Below are 14,632 nucleotides of genomic sequence, written 5' to 3' on the forward strand. Positions count from 1 at the left end.
GACAATCGTTCGATCCACAGGATCGCAAACTATCGGAGATCACGTCTGCGTGGAGGCGTTCTGTCTGTGAGAGAGCTGTGCCGCAACCCGCAGACGGAGTATGAAAGGAACCGGTAGCGCACGCCATTCACGAATTATGTCGTTTGATGTCGCGGCGATCTTCGGCGCGCGCACACGCCACGCACGGCCCGCACGGGTATTTTTATGAAGAATGCCGGTTCAGCGGCAATGTGACGAGCGCCTCGAGACCGCCGCCCTCGCGCGCGCGAAATGTGAGCGAGCCGCCATGCAGGCGCGCGATGCGTTCGACGATCGCGAGGCCGAGGCCTGTGCCGCCCGAATGACCGCGGGCGTTCGTGCCGCGGCTGAAGGGCGCCTTGAGCTTCTCCAGTTCTGCGGCGGCAATGCCGCTGCCGCGATCGCATACGGCGACGCATGCGGCGTCGCCTTCGGTCCACGTGCGTATAAAAAGACCCGTCTGTCCGTAGACGATCGCGTTCTGCATCAGGTTCATGAGGAGCCGCATCAGGCTGACAGGTCGGTACGAAAACACGGGGATGTCTGCGAACGACAGTTCGAATTCATGCCCAAGCCCCGCAAAATCCGCGGCGAGTTGACCGATGAGCGCGTTGAGGTCGCCCGGCACCGGCACTTCGCGTTCGCCGCTGCCGGCGTAGTCCATGAACTGCTGGAGAATCGTGTCGATGTGGTCGAGGTAACTTTCCGCCGATGCAACGAACGTGTCGTCGGCGCCGCGCGGAATCGCCATCGCCATCGCGAGACGCAGCTTGGTGAGCGGGGTGCGGATGTCGTGCGATACACCTGCGAGCATCAGCGCGCGGGTCGCCTCGGCCTGCTGCAACGCCTGGGTCATCTGGTTGAACGCGGTGCTGACCTGGGCGATTTCCGTGGGGCCGTCGGTGGGCAGCGCGACGGGCGCTTCGCCTGCGCTGACGTGCCGCGCGGCGCGCGCCAGATCCTTCAGCGGCCGGTTGATGTGCAGCTGGATCAGGTAACCCGTCAGCGCAGCCAGCAGCGCGAGGCCCACGGAAAGTGCGAGCGTCGTGGTGATGCCGCTTGCCTGTGCGTCCTCGGTCATCGGCAGCGCGATCCAGCAGGGCTCACCGGCGACGTGGACGCGAATCCAGAGTCGCTCGCCGTCACCGGTCTGCCAGCGCACCAGGGTCTCCGGCGGCAGATGGCTTTGCAGCGCGCGGACGAAAACATCGCGCTGCCAGGTGCGGAAAAACCGCACAGCGTTGCGCGGCGGCTCAACGTCGAGATCGTCGGGCGCCCGCGTCTGGCCACCGAGGCGCGCGGCAGCCGCACGTCCTTCGGCGGGCGGCATGATGGCAAGCACGCTGTCGAGTGTCTTCACGTAATCGGAGAAGATGAGCGCGGCGCGATCAATACGCGGGCGCTGCACGTAATGCAGCAGGACGGTGAACGAGCACGCCTGGGTCAGCGCGACGAGCACCACCAGCAGCGCAATATTGCGCGCGAGCAGCGAACGCGGCAGAAACCAGGTGCGCGATGGCGCGGTCACGACTCGATGCCCGCAACGAGCATATAGCCCACACCCCACACGGTTTTGATGAAGCGCGGCTTCGACGGATCGTCTTCAATGATCTGGCGAAGCCGGAGGATCTGCACGTCGATGCTGCGATCGAGCGCGTCGTGGTCACGCCCACGTGCCCGCGCGAGCAGGTTTTCGCGGCTCACCGGCCGGTTCGGCGACGACCCCAGCGCGTGCAGCAGCAACATCTGCGCGGAGTGCACCTCGACGGGCTCGCCGCGATGCCGCAAGGTCTGCGTGGCGACATCGAACTGGTATTCGCCGAAGCGCAGTGTCTGCGAGGTCACAGTCGGCACGCCGGCCGCCATCTTCTGGCGGCGCAGCAGCGCACGGATGCGCGCGACGAGTTCATCGGGAAGAAACGGTTTGGCGAGGTAGTCGTCGGCGCCGGTTTCGAGGCCGACCACCCGATCGACTGGATCGCCCTTCGCGGTCAGCATGAGGATGGGCAGGGTCTGTCCTTCGGCGCGCAGGCGCCGGCACACCGTCAGCCCGTCTTCCGGCTCCATCATCAGGTCCAGCACGAGCAGGTCATACGGCTCGCGCTGCAGATAGCGGTCGAGCTGCTTGCCGTCGGCGACGACGCGCACGTAGAACCCGTGACCGGTCAGGAACCGTTGCAGCATGTTGCGCAATTCGGCTTCGTCGTCCAGCACGATAATCCGGTTCACCTGATCCATGATGCGTCTCCGGCGCGCGTAGGCATTCAGCGTGCCATTGCGCGTTGCTTCATCAGGTCCTCGATCTGCGGCAGCGTGACATAACCGACGTGCTGCGTATCGATTTCATCGAAGTGCTTCGCGACCATCGGCATGCCGGCAGCCGCCTGTTCCCGCGTCAGCTTGCCGTCGCGGGTGACGTTCGCACTGGCAAAGCGCGACTGCAATTGCTGCACTGCACGCTCACTGCGCGAGGTGTCGCCCGGCGGCAATGCGCCCTGAGCCGAAGCCGCTGCAGAAACAATACACAAGACAAGAACCGCGATCATCTTTTTCATCATCTACTCCGTGGTTTAGCCGACGCTCGTCGCCGGCAGGGTGAATGCATTGATCTGACGTTTGCCGTTACGCCCAGTGCGGCGGCACCCAGACGCGGCTGACCCAGTGGCCCGGCACCATCACCGCGGCATGCGGCGCGGGTGCGACGTAGACAGGGCGGGGCGCGACATACAACGTGCGGGCTTGCGGTGCGACGAACACAACACGCGACGGGGGCGGCGCGACGTAGACGACCTTCGGCGGCGGCGCAACGTAGACGGTTTTCGGCGCAGGCGGCGCAACGTAGACAACCGGGGGCGCGGGCGGCGGAACGTACACGGCCGGCGGAGGCGCGACTACAACGGGTGCCGGTGCGACTACGACCGGTGCTGTCCCCACGGCGACCGTGGCGCCCACCGTGGTGACCGTGCTGCCGGTGGTCACCGTGCCGCCGTGCACAACGGTTGTGCCGCTGCCTGTCGTCACCACGCCTGGGGCCACGCGAGTTGCGGTGCCGGCGTGCGTGACGGTTCCGCCATCGGCGCCTGTCACGGTGCCGGAACGTGCGCAGGTGGAGCCGGCGCAGTTCGTCGACGCCGAGTGGCTGGTGGTGTTGCCGTTCGCGGCGGTCACCGTGCCCGAGGACGAATACTGTCCCGGCGCGTTGCGCGTCACGCTGCCTGAAGTCGTGGCGCTGTGGCCGTCGGAGCCGCTGAGGCTGCCGGTGTGGTCACACCTGCCGCCTGCACAGCTCGTGTCGCCCGAGTGCTGGACCTGACGTCCGTTCGGACCGGTGGCCGTGCCCGAATTGGAGAACTGGCCGGGTGAGGTGCGGGTCACCGTGCCGCTGTTGGTGGCGATGCCGCCGTACGGATTCGCGACACCGCCAGCGTGCGTGCAGCTGCCGCCGGAGCATGAGCCGTAATGCGCGCCGTTGTAGGTGCCGTGCGGCGTGTACGCAGTGCCATGCCCAGACCACCCTGCGAAGGCAGGCGTACTCACGGCGACAAGCAGCGAAGCGGTGGCAGCGACGAGGTAACGGAGTTTCATCAGATGTCCTTCGAGGTTCGGTTCAGTCACGCACTGCGGCGTGGCAACGGGACGAACTATAGAAGGAGCGCGCGAAATAATCGCGCTGCAAAAGATGTCGCGGTGTTACACCATCGCCGGATTCCGCCAGCGGCCGCCGCGCGGCGCCAGCTGGGCGTTCCGTCCGGAATTCCGTGACATCTGGCGACACAGTTTGCGCATGGTTTTAAACCGGGCGGCCCACTACATTAGCTTCACCCGACGCGATAGCGGCCTTTTCCCGCAGACGACGCGTCCCACTTGAACCCGTTATCTGCCCATCATGTTGACCACCGGAAAAATCGCGCTTTGTGTCACGTTGTTCGTCGTTCTCGTCTCGCTGATCGAGGCGTGCGTGCTCACCCGCAAACAGCGCGGCAGCGCCACACCCTTCGACTGGTATGAAGTCTGGATTTCGCTGGCGGATCTGGTCGGACGCAAGCTGCTCGCGCTGCTGCCGCTTTCGCTCGCAACGCCGGTCTTCGCGCTCGCCTGGGATCACCGGATCTTTACCGTCACGCTGGATAGCGCGCTGATGGTGTTCCTGCTCTTCATCGGCCAGGAGTTCTGCTACTACTGGTATCACCGCGCGTCGCACCGCATGCGCTTTTTCTGGGCGACGCATGCAGTTCACCATTCGCCGAACCAGTTGACGCTTTCGTCGGCTTACCGGCTAGGCCTGACCGGCAAGCTGACGGGCTCGGCGATATTTTTCACGCCGCTCGTGTTGCTCGGCGTGCGCCCGGAGGTCGTGCTTGCGACGCTGACGTTCAATCTGCTCTATCAGTTCTGGCTGCATAACACGTGGACGCCGAAACTCGGCTGGCTCGAATACGTGTTCAACACGCCTTCCGCGCATCGCGTGCACCACGCGTCGAACGTCGATTATCTCGATGCGAACTACGGCGGCGTGCTCGTGATTTTCGACCGCCTGTTCGGCACCTACGTCGAGGAACGCGACGACGAGCCGTGCCGCTACGGCCTTGTGACACCGACGCGCTCGCACAATCCGCTTGTCGTCGAATTCGAGCACTGGGTCAGCCTCGCGCGCGATATCGCATCGGCGGGCAGCGTGTGGACTGCAATCGGTTACGTCGTCCTGCCGCCGGGCTGGCGCGCAGACGGTTCTGGCGAAACGACAGAACAGTTGCGTCAGCAGAACCTGGCGGGACGTCGTGCGATGCCGGTCAGTACCGAGGGACGGTAAAGACGAGTGCCGTGAACGGATGCGACTCAATGCAGTGGCGGAACGGTTCCGCCGCGTTAGCGATCGAGTTCATAGAGGCGGTGTTCCGGCAACGTCGCGACCAGCCGCCAGCCGGGCAGCTCTGCGGAAAGGCGCATGTGCGGATCGAAAACCGCGAGATAGATGGCCGGAAACCGGCTCTGGATCTGCGGAAAGCGCTGCAGAAAAGCGGCGGCCCACGTGCGTAGCGCGTGGTCGTCCACCTGAGCGCCTTCATTGTTGATCTGCCCTTCGACCTGGAACGTCCGCAGCGCGACATTCTCAGGGCGATAAAGCACCGGTTGCTGCCCTGCCTTCAGATACAGGTCGGGCACAAGCACGCCGTCAAGCGTTGCAAGCGCGACGACCTTGTCGAGATAGGGATTCCAGCGATGCGGATCTTTCAACGGTAACGGATAGCCGGCATCCTGTTTGAACTGCATCAGCACGGCGCCTGGCTTGAGGGATGCGAATGCCTGGCGATACGCCTCCATCACCGGTTTCGCCGCCTGCCAGTCGTGCGCCACGGTGCCGACACGAAACAGGAACACGAAAATCAACGCCACTGCACCGATGCGCTGAAGCTTTGGATCGACGATGCGCACGTCGAGCAGCGCGGTCAAAAGAAACGCGAAAGCCAGCGCGCAGCGCTCGACAATGCCGTACGCGGAAAACGCGGTAAACGGCGCGAGGATGAGCACCACTGGCAGCGCGACGACGGTGAGCCTGCATTCGGGCCTGCAGGTCCACCAGTGCCTGGCTGTACCGATGACGCCGGCAACGCATAGACTCACGAGGATCACGATGTCCGCCGCGCGCTCGCCGATGGTGAATGCGGCGACGCCCAGGCGGATTCGCCAGGCCATCTGCAGAAACCCGAAGTCGATCGCTTCAGTGAGTGCGCGGGTACTGCTGTGCCATAAGAGCAGCGCCGGCAGCACGAACGGAATCGCACATGCGGCAGCGTGTCCACACAACGAACGAACGCGCAGGTCACGCGACTGAATCAGGCAGCCCAGTTCCCATGTGCATGCAATGAGCGCAAAAACGGCGAGCGGAAACAGATGGCACACGTAAATCACACATGCACTGACTACTGAAACCAGAATGCGCGCGAGGATATGGCGGCGCAGCGCGACATGCGCGGCAAGCGCCCAGAAGCAAAGCCCGAGGCCCGACAGATTGTTGGCGTATCCGCGAATCAGGATCCAGTTATAGAGCAGCAGAAAACTCATCAGCGGCAAGATCGACCACCGGCCATTTACCGCGCGGCCGAGCATCAGGCAGCCTGAACTCAGCAATGCAAGCGAGGCGAGTACGAAGAGACGCGCCGCCTGTTCGACAGTCATCCACTTCACGAGCAACGGTCCTGCGAGATCCATCGCGAGGTCGGGCACCATGTCCCAGTGCACGACAAAGTTGCTCGCGTATCGGTCCGGATGCGCAAGGATGTCGATCCTGACGATGTTATAGAAATGCTGTCCGAGCGGCGGCACCGGCAGGATCAGAAATGGCAGCGAGGCCAGCACGGTACCGATGATCCAGAGGGACCACAGTTGCAGCGGCGTGACACGCGATTTCGCGCGTCCCTTCGCAGCCGTGGACGTGGCAAAGGGCGGATCGGTGAGGGTGCCGGATCGGGACATGTGATGAGCGCGTTGAAGACGTTTTCAACCGTTCACGGATACGCGTTGCGACACCGCTCAACGGGATGGTCGCGGCATACCCGTCAGGAGCGGCAGGGATTCGTGTGCGTGCTGGCGTGCGAGCGAGAAGCGTCGCGCCACGCAACGTCAGGCAAGGGTCCGGTTTGGGGGCGCTTTGCCAACGCAAATGCCGTGGCGACGCATGCGCATGATGCCCGGCGCAGACGTGCCGGTATGTGCGCCAGCGCACTGCACGTTCGGGGGCATTGATCGCATGGCACGCAATCGTGCGCATGCACCGAAATCGGGACAACAGCCTTCGCGTGAAATGCAAATGAAGCATTGGCACAACCCTGCAAATATGGCGAGGCAAGATAGCGTTCTCGCGCTGTCGTCGGCGTTTTTTGACGGACAGCTTTCAGATCGTTCGGGCGCTTTTGACATGAGGTCGTCAGCATGACCACATCCATCACGCTGGTTCTGTTCGACATGGAAGGCGTACTGTCCCACTACGACCGCGAGGCACGCGTCGACCATCTCGCGGCCACGTCGGGGCAGTCACCCGACGCGGTGCGTCACGCGATCTGGGGCTCCGGTCTCGAAGCGCGCGCCGACGCCGGCCTGATCGGCGACGACGAATATCTCGATGCCCTCGGTGATCTGCTGGGTTGCCGCATCAGCCGGCACGACTGGCTCGCAGCCCGCCACGCATCGATCACGCCGAACCACGACGTGATCGCGCTTGCGGCAAGCGTGGCGAGACGTCACGACATCGCCGTGCTGACCAACAACTGCCGTCTGGTGACCGATCATATCGGCTATCTGAATCCGCCCGTTGCGCAACTGTTCGGCACACGCGTGTATGCATCCGCATCGTATGGCGCGGCCAAGCCTGCCGCGCGGGCCTATACGGGCTGCCTCGAAGCATTGGGCGTTCTGCCTGCGCAAACGCTCTTTATCGACGACACGGACGCCAACGTAAATGGCGCAATCGCTGCCGGTCTTCACGGATACAGATTCGTCAGCGCGGACGCGTTAAGCGAAGAGCTTGAACGCCGTCAATTGATGTAGCGATCCGCGCGCCGGTTCGCACGGGCTGCTCCTCATCACGCGGTTTTGCGAACGTTCACGCACAGCGTGCGCGTATCGCCTGATCGTGTCGTCTGACGATTGCCCGACTCGAACGCAACACTTCTGGTTCTGTGCAAAAATCGCGGCCGGCCTGGTGGGCTGCGCGCGTGAGCGGCACGATCTGCCAGAAGAATCAAGGCGATAAGGAGTAGACAGGTGATCCAGCGTATCTCGGGCTTTTTCACACAGGTGGTGCACAGATTTCTGCCTGACCCACTGATTTTTGCCATTTTCCTGACGATTGGCACATTTCTTCTGGCCTTTGGATTGACGCCGAAGGCACCGGCAGAACTAGTGACGATGTGGGGCGCGGGCTTCTGGAACCTGCTCGCGTTTTCGATGCAGATGGCGATGATTCTCGTGACAGGGCATGCACTCGCGAGTTCGGGGCCCGTCAAGCGCCTGCTGGTTGCGCTGGCGAGTTCGGCACGCACGCCGGGGCAGGGCGTCATGCTCGTGGCGTTCGTCGGCGCGGTGGCGTGCGCGATCAACTGGGGCTTCGGCCTCGTACTGGGCGCGATGCTTTCGCGTGAAGTCGCACGTCGCGTGAAGGGCACGGACTACCGTCTGCTGGTGGCGTCCGCTTACATGGGGTTCCTGACGTGGCACGGCGGCCTCTCCGGATCGGTGCCGCTCGTGGCCGCGACAAAAGGCAACCCGATGGAGAAGACGATCGGGCTCATTCCTGTTTCGCACACGATTTTTACGGGCTACAACGCGTTCATCACGTTTGGCCTCATCATCCTGCTGCCGATTCTGGCGAGGCTCATGATGCCGAAGCCGGAAGACGTCGTGTCGGTCGATCCAGCCCTGCTCGAAGAGCCGCCGACGGTCGAACGCATTCTGCCCGCGAACGCGACGCTGGCGGAGCGCCTGGAAGAAAGCCGTCTTCTTGCGATCTTCGTCGCGCTGCTGTGCGCGGCGTTCCTGATCGTGCGGACCGTGCAGAAGGGGTTCGTCCTCGACATCGATACCGTGAACCTCGTATTCCTCGCGGCCGGCATGGTGCTTCACAAGACACCGATGGCCTATGCACGCGCAGTGGGCGTCGCGGCGCGAGGCGCGTCGGGCATCATGATCCAGTTCCCGTTCTATGCGGGCATTCAGGCGCTCATGGACCATTCGGGGCTTGCCGGTGTCATCACGAAGTGGTTCGTCGATATCGCCAACGTGCATACGTTTCCGCTGCTCGCGTTTCTTAGCTCGGCCGTCATCAATTTCGCGGTGCCTAGCGGCGGCGGACACTGGGTCGTGCAAGGGCCGTTCGTGATGCCGGCTGCGCAGGCACTGGGCGCGGACCTGGGTAAATCCGCCATGGCCATTGCCTATGGCGAGGCATGGACGAACATGGCGCAACCATTCTGGGCACTGCCGGCGCTGGCTATTGCAGGCCTTGGCGTGCGCGACATCATGGGTTATTGCGTCACCGCGCTGCTGTTCTCAGGCATCGTGTTCGTAGCCGGGATGTATCTGTTCTGACTGCAAACGCCGGAAGGCGCGCGTCATCGCAGACCACGCGCCTTCCGTCTCACCCAGGCTTCACATCAACTGCAGGCAGGCTTCGCTTTCTTGCACGCATCGGAGAGTTGCGGCGGCGGGTCCTTCTTGAACACCGTCTTGTACGCTTCGAGCACCGTCGCCTGCGTGACCGGCAACGACTGCACGCCGATCCACGCGGGCGGCGTCTGACCGATCAGCGCTTTCATCAGTTGACGAGTCCGATCGTCGCGGCTGCCTTCGTCACATGGTAGCTGCTTGATAGCACGATGATGGGGCGCGGGCTGTACGCGATGGGCGGCAGTCTCGCGATCGCTGGACGGCTCGGAACTCAACGTGATTGCCGCGGTGATTCTGGGCGGCGCGCGCATTACCCTTGTTTTGCGTGCGCTACTACGCAACGAGGCAGCGCGAACGTCGTCTCGCGCGCGAAAGCGGCACGGGAGACGCTCAGGAAACCTTGCCTTGCAGACCAGGGTGTTGAGCGAACAGCGCAGTGATCCACTCGATGAAGACCTTGAGTTTCTGCGTCTGATGCCGGTTCGGCACATAGAGAATGGAAACGGGCCGCGGGATCGCCTTGAAGGGTTGCAGTACTTCCTTGAGGTGACCGTCGCGCAGATATGGTTCGATCATGTACCGGCCGGTTTTGCCGAGTCCAAGCCCGGCGAGTACGCAGGCCATATAGGCGTCAGCGTCGTTGACGGAGACGGGTCCACGCATCGCCACGCTGGTTGTTTCGCCGTCCACGAAGAACTCCCACATCTGCGAGCGGCCGGTCGCTTTCGAGACGTAGTTGATGCCAACGTGTCGATCCAGATCCGCGATCGTGGTGGGCGTGCCGTATCGCGCGAGATATTCGGGCGTGCCGCACACGCACGTCGTAATGCTGCCGACGCGTTTCGCGACGAGCCCGGAATCGCTCAATACGCCCACGCGCAGGACGCAGTCGACGCCTTCGCCGACTACGTCGACCTGGCGGTCGGTGAGGCCAAGCTCGACGTGGATGTCCGGATACAGCGCGACGAAGTCCGGCAACGCGGGAATCAGCAGATGCCGCGCGAGCGCGCTCGGCAGGTTGACCTTCAGACGCCCCTTCGGCGCAACCTTGGCCTGCGAGAGCGACGCTTCCATGTCGTCGATTTCGCTGATCACGGCGACGCATCGTTGATAGTAGGCGTGACCGTCCTCCGTGAGCGAGACCTTGCGCGTCGTGCGGTTAAGCAGCTTGCAGCCGAGGTGATGTTCAAGCGTCTGGAGGAGCTTCGAGACCGTCGGCATGCTCATTCCCGACGAATCCGCCGCGCGCGTGAGGCTCCCCGCCTCGACGATGCGGACGAACACTCTCATTGCCTGAAGCGTATCCATGGCGCGAAATCCTGTCGGTCGTAGCGGATGTTTTGACGTGTCGTACTTTAACGCTTCCCGGGGCGCCGGGCGACACAGCGGCAAAGCCCCCCTTATAACGCCAGGTCGTGCAACCGGCGCATCGCGTCGCGCAGCCAGTCCGTGATCGCCCAGCTGTCTTCCGCAGGCGCGGCGACTTCGTGTTCGATGCCGCGCAGCGCCTCCTGCTGACCCGCCAGATGACTGCACATCAACCGGCCGATTTCGGGCCGCTTCTGGAGCACCGGTGTGAGATCGACCTTGTCGAGCCGGTAGAGCACCGCGGCGGTTCGCGCGGTGAGCTTCGCGCTGACGGGCAGGCCGGCCAGCACGCTCGCTTCGCCGATCGCGTCGCCTGGGCCCAGGCGATGCGTCGGCAGTCTGCCGGATTCGGACGCAGGTTCGACGGCGATCACGCCGGACTCGACGATCAGCAGAAAATCGGTCTGTGCATCGGCATTCACGATCACCTGGCCCGACTCGTATTCATGACGCGACATGCGGGCGGAAAGCGCCGCAAGTTCGTCGCCTTCCAGCGTATTGAAGAGTTGCACCTGCATGAGCAGCCTCTGCCGGGGATCCACGGCAGCGTGTGGCACCGCCGGCACACCGAGTGGCCGCAACTCGACCCCGGCGGCGTAGAGATGCCGGTGACAGAGGTCGTACAGTTCGTTGGTTGCGGCGTTTTTCTTGTCCCGATCGTCGACGTAGGCCATCACCTCGTAATGCATGGAGTTCACCGAAGCGGACTTGACGACCGCAGACGGTTCGGGCGTGCCGAGCACGATGCTCGCGTTGGCAAGCGCGCGGTTCAGCGCGGCAAGCACGATCGAGGGGCGTTCTTCCGGTGACACTTCGAGCGTGATCGCCACGCCGTGCAGCGCCGAAGGCCGGCTGTTGTTGACGATCTTCGCCTTCGCCGCGACGTTGTTCGGCACGATCACAATGTTGCCCCGCGACGTGAGCAGATGCGTGGCGCGCCAGTTCATTTCGGTGACACGTCCTTCCACATCGTCGATGTTGACCCAGTCGCCGAGGTGATACGGCTCGGTCGTGTTGAGCACGATGCCCGCGAAGACGTCGCTCAACGTGCTCTGGATCGCGAGACCGACCACGATCGCCAGCGCGCCAGACGTGGCTGCGAGGCCGCCGACAGGAATGTCGAGTACGAATGCGAGCGAAGCCACCGTTGCCGCAAGAAACACGATGGCGCCGAAAACGTCCTGAAACAGCCGGTCGCGATGCCAGGTTCGCGTGGCGAAGAGCGCGTCCAGTGTCATCGTGAGGAGCCGCGCACCGTTCAGCCACCAGATCATTTCGAGGAACTGCGCGGCAATACGGCGGGGAAGCGAGTCGGCAATCGCAGGCGGCGTCAGCGGGCTCAGACCGGAGCCGAACAGCACAAGGCTCAAAAGTCCGAAGATCACCAGCCGCACGACAAGCCTGATGGGAGCGCGTCGTGGAAATGCCGCGCGCCAGAGCACGACGTCGATCGCGATGAGCACCAGGCCCAGGATGAGCGGATCTTTCACGTGAAGTGTCCCCTTGCCGGAATGAAAGGAAGTCTCATCGAAAACGGGGCCGAGTTCCACTCATTTGTCGGCGATCCCGCAAGAATCGGCCGGAACGCACCGGACGGTTGCTGCAAAAGAACAATCAGGCCCGGGCGTCAGGCGTTTTGTCCGCGTTCAACCTTACGCTTCGGTCCAGCGATGCGCGCCTTCGCGGATATCCCCGGCCACGACGGGACGAGGCCTGCGCGGCAGTGGACGCCTGGCTGGTAAAGCGCAGCAAATGCCATCCCGGCGTAGTATTTGACGGGCGTATGCAGAACGCCACGGCACGGTGAAAGTACGTCGCGCGCGGGGCACCCAGCTTCAGGTACATCGCGGCACATCGGTCCGTCTCGCGCGGCGTAGGTGGCCGGTCGATATTCTTCATCGGGTTTCGTGCCAGTCCGGGTTCCGTTTTCGCTTCCCGGCCGGCGCTCTTGTCGAGGAGCAGCACATGGCTACCCAGACGGTCGCGGATTATCTGGCACGGACGCTCGCAGGCGCGGGCGTCGAGCGTATCTGGGGCGTCACGGGCGACAGCCTGAACGGTCTCGCATACAGCCTCGATCAGGTCGGCACGATCCGCTGGATGCATACGCGTCACGAGGAAGTCGCCGCGTTCGCTGCCGGCGCCGACGCCGCGGCGACAGGGCGTCTTGCCGTGTGTGCGGGCAGTTGCGGCCCGGGCAACCTGCATCTGATCAACGGGCTCTTCGACTGTCATCGCAACCAGCAGCCGGTGCTCGCAATTGCCGCGCATATTCCGTCGACCGAAATCGGTCTTGGCTACTTCCAGGAAACGCATCCGCAGGATCTGTTCCGGGAGTGCAGTCACTTCGTGGAACTGGTATCGAACGCTTCGCAGTTTCCGCGCGTGCTCGAACGTGCAATGCGCGCGGCGACCGGGGAACGCGGCGTCGCGGTGATCGTGCTGCCGGGCGACGTTGCGCTCAGTGAATGTCGCGTGCCCGTGCCCGCATGGAACCTGGCCGGGCCGTCGTCCATTCTGCCGCCGGAAGCCGACATGGACCGGCTTGCGTCGATGCTGAACGGCTGCGAGGCCGTGACAATCATGTGCGGCAGCGGCGTGGCGGGCGCGCACGCCGAAGTCGTGGCGCTTGCCGAAACGCTCGGTGCACCGATTGTTCACGCGCTGCGCGGCAAGCAGTTCATCGAATACGACAACCCGTTCGATGTCGGCATGACCGGGTTGATCGGATTCAGCTCGGGCTATCACGCGATGATCTCGTGCGACACGTTGCTTCTGCTCGGCTGCGATTTTCCGTACCGCCCGTTCTATCCGCCCGAAGCGAAGGTGGTACAGATCGACCGCAAAGGCTCGCAACTGGGGCGTCGCACGCCGCTTGCGCTCGGGCTTGTCGGCACCGTGAAAGAAACGGTCGCGGCGCTCCTGCCGAAGCTGCAGCGAAAAACAGATCGCACGTTTATCGACAAGGCACGCAAGCACTATCTGTCGGCGCGCAGGGGGCTCGATGAACTTGCCACGCCGTCGGGGCCCGGCCGGCCGATTCATCCGCAGTATCTGACGCGAATGATCGACGAGCTCGCCAGCGACGACGCCATCTTTACCGCCGACGTCGGCACGCCGACGCTATGGGCCGCGCGCTACCTGACGATGAACGGCAGGCGGCAACTGCATGGCTCGTTCAATCACGGATCGATGGCGAACGCGATGCCACAGGCGCTCGGCGCCCAGGCCGCCCATCCGGAGCGCATGGTGGTTTCGCTTTCGGGCGATGGCGGGCTGTCGATGCTGCTCGGCGACCTGCTGTCCGCGCGTCAGCTCGATCTGCCGATCAAGGTCGTGGTGTTCAACAACAGCCTGCTCGGTTTCGTATCGATGGAACTGAAAGCGGGCGGCTACCTCGATACGAACGTGGATCTGGGCAAGACAGACTTCGCGGCGATTGCAAACGGCGCCGGCATTTTCAGTGTGCGGGTGACGGAATCGGAGGCACTTGAAAGCGCGCTGAAAGAAGCGTTCGCACATCCGGGGCCAGCGCTCGTGGACGTGGTCACGTCGAAGCACGAACTGGCGATGCCACCGAGCATCGAACTCGCGCAGGCAAAGGGCTTCAGCCTCTACATGCTGCGTGCCGTACTGAGCGGACGCGGCGACGAGATCGTCGAACTCGCGAAAACGAACCTGCGGTAAGCGAAAAGCGCGAGGGCACGCAATGTGCAACACGTGTCGCTATTTGCGCGTGCGGCGCGGCGATACGGTGGTCCATTGCTCCTCGAGATTCATCGTGCGGACCCGCTCGACCAGGAAGTCGATAAACACGCAAATCTTCGCGGGCTGATAGCGACGGCTCTGGTAAGCAAGATTGACGGTGAGCGGGGGGAGCTGCCACTCTTCGAGAACGGGAATCAGGCGGCCGGCAACGATGTCGCCGTAGAGGATGTAAAGCGGCTGGATCACGATGCCCAGACCCGCGCGTCCCGCCGCAACAATCACCTGGCCTTCGTTCGAATCGAGCGCACCCGTGATGGCGACGTCGCATTGCTGTTTGCCCTTGCGCAGGTGCAGGACATAAGGATCGACGGCGTTC

12 protein-coding genes and 2 pseudogenes are annotated in these 14,632 nt (G+C 63.4%); 5 read left to right on the forward strand and 9 right to left on the reverse strand.

Going from position 1 to position 14,632, the window contains the following annotated elements; translation table 11 throughout:
- Window positions 1–202: 202 nt before the first annotated feature.
- The 4 genes from LPA36_RS23925 to LPA36_RS23940 form a co-directional block, all read right to left on the reverse strand.
- Window positions 203–1,546 (reverse strand): ATP-binding protein, encoded by a 1,344-nt coding sequence (locus LPA36_RS23925; protein WP_228882313.1) that lies wholly within the window; start codon window positions 1,544–1,546, stop codon window positions 203–205.
- Window positions 1,543–2,256, reverse strand: coding sequence for a response regulator (locus LPA36_RS23930; protein WP_228882315.1), 714 nt, complete (start codon window positions 2,254–2,256; stop codon window positions 1,543–1,545). The genes LPA36_RS23925 and LPA36_RS23930 overlap by 4 nt, the downstream gene beginning before the upstream one ends.
- 26 nt (window positions 2,257–2,282) lie before the next feature.
- Window positions 2,283–2,573 carry an EF-hand domain-containing protein gene (locus LPA36_RS23935; protein WP_228882379.1) on the reverse strand — a complete coding sequence of 97 codons (291 nt, stop codon included), beginning with the start codon at window positions 2,571–2,573 and terminating at the stop codon, window positions 2,283–2,285.
- A 67-nt stretch (window positions 2,574–2,640) separates the two neighbouring features.
- Window positions 2,641–3,603: a hypothetical protein gene (locus LPA36_RS23940; RefSeq protein ID WP_228882318.1), complete on the reverse strand. Its 963-nt coding sequence runs from the start codon at window positions 3,601–3,603 to the stop codon at window positions 2,641–2,643.
- A 301-nt stretch (window positions 3,604–3,904) separates the two neighbouring features.
- Here LPA36_RS23940 and LPA36_RS23945 point away from each other — a divergent pair, with 301 nt between their 5' ends.
- Window positions 3,905–4,828, forward strand: a complete 924-nt coding sequence (locus LPA36_RS23945) for a sterol desaturase family protein (RefSeq protein ID WP_228882320.1) — start codon at window positions 3,905–3,907, stop codon at window positions 4,826–4,828.
- A 56-nt stretch (window positions 4,829–4,884) separates the two neighbouring features.
- Here the strand turns inward: LPA36_RS23945 and LPA36_RS23950 are convergent, their stop codons facing one another.
- Window positions 4,885–6,492: a hypothetical protein gene (locus LPA36_RS23950; RefSeq protein WP_228882321.1), complete on the reverse strand. Its 1,608-nt coding sequence runs from the start codon at window positions 6,490–6,492 to the stop codon at window positions 4,885–4,887.
- A 456-nt stretch (window positions 6,493–6,948) separates the two neighbouring features.
- Here LPA36_RS23950 and LPA36_RS23955 point away from each other — a divergent pair, with 456 nt between their 5' ends.
- Window positions 6,949–7,563 (forward strand): HAD family hydrolase, encoded by a 615-nt coding sequence (locus tag LPA36_RS23955; RefSeq protein WP_228882323.1) that lies wholly within the window; start codon window positions 6,949–6,951, stop codon window positions 7,561–7,563.
- Between the two features lie 216 nt (window positions 7,564–7,779).
- On the forward strand, window positions 7,780–9,102 hold the full coding sequence (locus tag LPA36_RS23960; protein WP_228882325.1) for a TIGR00366 family protein: 1,323 nt from the start codon (window positions 7,780–7,782) through the stop codon (window positions 9,100–9,102).
- Window positions 9,103–9,167: 65 nt separating this feature from the next.
- Here the strand turns inward: LPA36_RS23960 and LPA36_RS23965 are convergent, their stop codons facing one another.
- On the reverse strand, window positions 9,168–9,329 hold the full coding sequence (locus LPA36_RS23965; RefSeq protein WP_228882327.1) for a hypothetical protein: 162 nt from the start codon (window positions 9,327–9,329) through the stop codon (window positions 9,168–9,170).
- A 15-nt stretch (window positions 9,330–9,344) separates the two neighbouring features.
- Here LPA36_RS23965 and LPA36_RS23970 point away from each other — a divergent pair.
- A pseudogene (locus LPA36_RS23970) lies at window positions 9,345–9,449 on the forward strand (ABC transporter permease); the annotation flags it as partial.
- Between the two features lie 121 nt (window positions 9,450–9,570).
- Here LPA36_RS23970 and LPA36_RS23975 read toward each other — a convergent pair.
- Window positions 9,571–10,488, reverse strand: coding sequence for a LysR family transcriptional regulator (locus tag LPA36_RS23975; RefSeq protein ID WP_228882329.1), 918 nt, complete (start codon window positions 10,486–10,488; stop codon window positions 9,571–9,573).
- Window positions 10,489–10,580: 92 nt separating this feature from the next.
- On the reverse strand, window positions 10,581–12,038 hold the full coding sequence (locus LPA36_RS23980; RefSeq protein WP_228882331.1) for a mechanosensitive ion channel family protein: 1,458 nt from the start codon (window positions 12,036–12,038) through the stop codon (window positions 10,581–10,583).
- Window positions 12,039–12,513: 475 nt separating this feature from the next.
- Here LPA36_RS23980 and poxB point away from each other — a divergent pair, with 475 nt between their 5' ends.
- The gene (gene poxB, locus LPA36_RS23985; RefSeq protein ID WP_228882332.1) at window positions 12,514–14,235 is read left to right on the forward strand and encodes a ubiquinone-dependent pyruvate dehydrogenase; all 1,722 of its coding nucleotides are present in this window, start codon (window positions 12,514–12,516) and stop codon (window positions 14,233–14,235) included.
- Window positions 14,236–14,274: 39 nt separating this feature from the next.
- Here poxB and LPA36_RS23990 read toward each other — a convergent pair.
- A pseudogene (locus LPA36_RS23990) lies at window positions 14,275–14,628 on the reverse strand (LysR substrate-binding domain-containing protein); the annotation flags it as partial.
- Window positions 14,629–14,632 lie beyond the last annotated feature (4 nt).

This window comes from Paraburkholderia saeva (assembly GCF_907164555.1).
In the GTDB taxonomy this organism is placed as follows: domain Bacteria; phylum Pseudomonadota; class Gammaproteobacteria; order Burkholderiales; family Burkholderiaceae; genus Paraburkholderia; species Paraburkholderia saeva.